This is a genomic window from Flavobacterium sp. CF136 (assembly GCF_000282055.1).
Taxonomy (GTDB): domain Bacteria; phylum Bacteroidota; class Bacteroidia; order Flavobacteriales; family Flavobacteriaceae; genus Flavobacterium.
Genome location: NZ_AKJZ01000112.1, coordinates 1 through 2,975 on the forward strand (window position 1 = coordinate 1; position 2,975 = coordinate 2,975).

Consider the following 2,975-nt stretch of genomic DNA (forward strand, 5'->3'; position numbering starts at 1 on the left):
TTTTTCTTTTCCTCTTCATTAAAACCTCTGCCTTCAGAGCCTGATACAATATCGAGCTCATTATTATCAAATTTAAAGTCTTATTTAATTTTTCAATTCGATTTATAATTCCAGTCCGGAAATACTAACAAAAGCTATTTTTCCGTTACCAAATGATTTTGCAAATAACATTTTTTTACTGTCTGGTAAATAGTTACAAAACTGATTTATAACAGTACCTCCTTTATATTCTTGCACTTCGCCTTGATGATTGAGCAAAAACACATATTTATTCTTTTTTACTGCAAAATCTGGAGCATTCAATGTATAAAATGAACTATAAAAACCAGTATTAAAATAATAATTACCTCCAATATTTATTATTCCAATAGATTTAATTAACGGATCATTGTAAGATCCAGCATCTAATGGTATTCCCTTTTTAAACTGACCGTCCATTGAAAAAGTTAGCAAAGTTGGAATTCCATTAGAATATACAGGTACTTTAAAAGTAGAATTAGGAAAAGTGGGATCAGGCTTTGTTCCTGTTTGAAAATCACAATCAACAAACAATTCTATTTCATCATTCTGTACAAAAACATCATTAAAATTAATTTTATTTAAGTCCTTGATCTGCTCAAAATTATCTACATGATTGTTTTTCAAAACTTTTCCTGCATTTAAATCATAAACAAGAATTTTTCCATAATCGCCTGCACGATTAATGCCATGTGCATAAGAATTGAATGCAATTAAATAATCATTAGGACCAGCTATAAATGAAATTGGTTTTTGAATTTTAACATCTTCTGTTCCAAAATCTTTATTTTCTATAGTGTTTCCATCAGCGACTGCAAGTATACTTTTAGATCCAGTTTCTTTGGAGTTTCGAACAAAGATAAATTTTCCGTTATCGTTCAAAACAATATTATCTGTAAAAGAAAGCAACTGAAAAGCGATATTTTTTTTCCAAACTAAATCGGCTGTATTTCCGTCAAGTAAAAAACATTCGTGTTCTTCGGCAATTTTTTTATTGGCAAACTTGCTGTATACTATACCAATATAATTTTTATTGTGCGAAGGAATTGCAAAAGTTGTACCTGATTTTGATAAACTTTCAAAAGTAAATTCAGTTATTAAAGTGGTTGTAAATTCGCTAGCTTTTTTATCAAATATAATTTTATGTATTTCTTTTTTCTTTGTTTTATTAGAATAACAATCGGTAAAAACCACTATTTTGTCTTTCCCTAATTCAAAACTTCCAAGATAGTTGTGTAATGTAGATACATCTTTATAAGGAAATTCTTGAGTGAAAGTATTTACTAATTGGTTTTTCTGATCAAACTTTCTAATAATGATTTGATTTGTAGGCATCATACCACCGTCTATATTAATTACAGAAACTGTAAAGTGATTGTAATTATCAACTAAAACTACTTTTAAATCTTTTTCTTTTTTCTCATCATAGTCAAATTTGGTTCCCCATTCTCTTTTCTCCTGACTAAATATTGTCGTGCTTACAAATAAAAGCAACAAAAGGGCTATTTTATTTTTCATAAAATGTAATTTAGGTAGTTTTATATATTTTATTTTCAATTTGTTTTAGTTCGCCCTCTTCTGAAGAACTTAACTTGATGTAAATCAAGTTTTCCTGCATTTCGTTTAAAAATTTTTCTGCATCTGATTTTTTATCTAATGCTAAATTCAAATTGATTAAATTAAAATAAACGAATTTGGCGATTTTAGCATTATAATCAGCTTTTGTATCTTTATAATCAATTTTTTTTAGCACTTCTTTCCAGATATCAATTCCTTTTTGCATTCCAGCCATTGCAGCCTCATTAATTTGAGGGTTAGATGGGTTTAACTTTTTTAAATTAGTTGAAACATAAATATCAGCTTTTTCTAAATCATCATATTGACCTTTGTTTTTTACACTTTGAAGTTTTACAGTGTTTTTTAAAGACTGAAAAGCAAAAGTTTCATTCAAATAAGAATTGATAAAAGCCATTACCTTTTTTACATTTGCCTGCTCTACTGTAGCTTTGTTGATGTTGTTTGTTGGTGACGAACTAATATATTCGTAATCTTGAAAGAAAGTTTTGTTTATTTTCTCTTCACCATTTTGCTTAACAACTAATTTAGTTGGCTGGTTTGCATAACTTTGACCAGAATTATCTTGGAAATTTATTTTCTTTATATCCAATGAAATGGTTAAGTAATCTCCGTCTTTACTAAATCCTTTTATATCTATTTGTGATGCTAATACATTATTGTCGATAATAACAAAGTTTTTCAAATTTGGCTCATGATAAACTGGTTTAGAAAGAGGTACATAAACTGGTTTGTTCGGAAGAACCAATTTAGGATTTTGTCCTTTATCTGTCATAGTAAGTCGCTCCAACAAAGAAAGCTTTTTAAACTCCTCAGATTCCATTTTGTACTTTTCTTTTGCTTTTAGAACCTCAGCGTCATAATCTACTAAAATTTGCTGAAAGTCTTTCTGACTGTCTGCAACTCTTTTATCAAAGCTGGTTAAGTCATTTTCAAAATCAGCCTTAGACTGCGCTACAACGGCTTCTGTAGTTAAGTTATATGGAGAAGTTACTGCAACAGAATACTGACGAAAATCTTGAGCGACAATAATTTTAGGCACTTTTAGAATCTGATATTCAACACTTTCAGCAGAAATACTTTGGCTGTTAACGGCAGCAGACAAGCCGAAAAAAAAGGTAAGCCCAAATAAATATTTTTTTTTCATGTTAGTTTTTTAGTACTCAAAATTAAACAAAAACATCATACACATTAAAAGTTATTAGTCAATTTTAGCAACTACAGATTTGATTGTTTCATACAACTCAAATTGAAATAAAAATTAGTTTTTTAGTTCCTGTTCCAAATTGACTTTCTTTTCCGGCGGAATTCGTTTCTTTAAAAATAAAATCTGGCCCAAATGACTTGACTGATGCTCCATAACATGAAACCAGCAATATTGA

2 protein-coding genes are annotated in these 2,975 nt (G+C 29.0%); both read right to left on the reverse strand.

All coding sequences use genetic code 11. The features are described 5' to 3' along the window. Positions 1 to 102: 102 nt before the first annotated feature. The gene (locus PMI10_RS21480) at positions 103 to 1,536 is read right to left on the reverse strand and encodes a hypothetical protein (protein ID WP_007811838.1); all 1,434 of its coding nucleotides are present in this window, start codon (positions 1,534 to 1,536) and stop codon (positions 103 to 105) included. A gap of 10 nt (positions 1,537 to 1,546) precedes the next feature. Then, positions 1,547 to 2,740, reverse strand: a complete 1,194-nt coding sequence (locus PMI10_RS21485; RefSeq protein ID WP_007811842.1) for a hypothetical protein — start codon at positions 2,738 to 2,740, stop codon at positions 1,547 to 1,549. Positions 2,741 to 2,975: the final 235 nt, after the last annotated feature.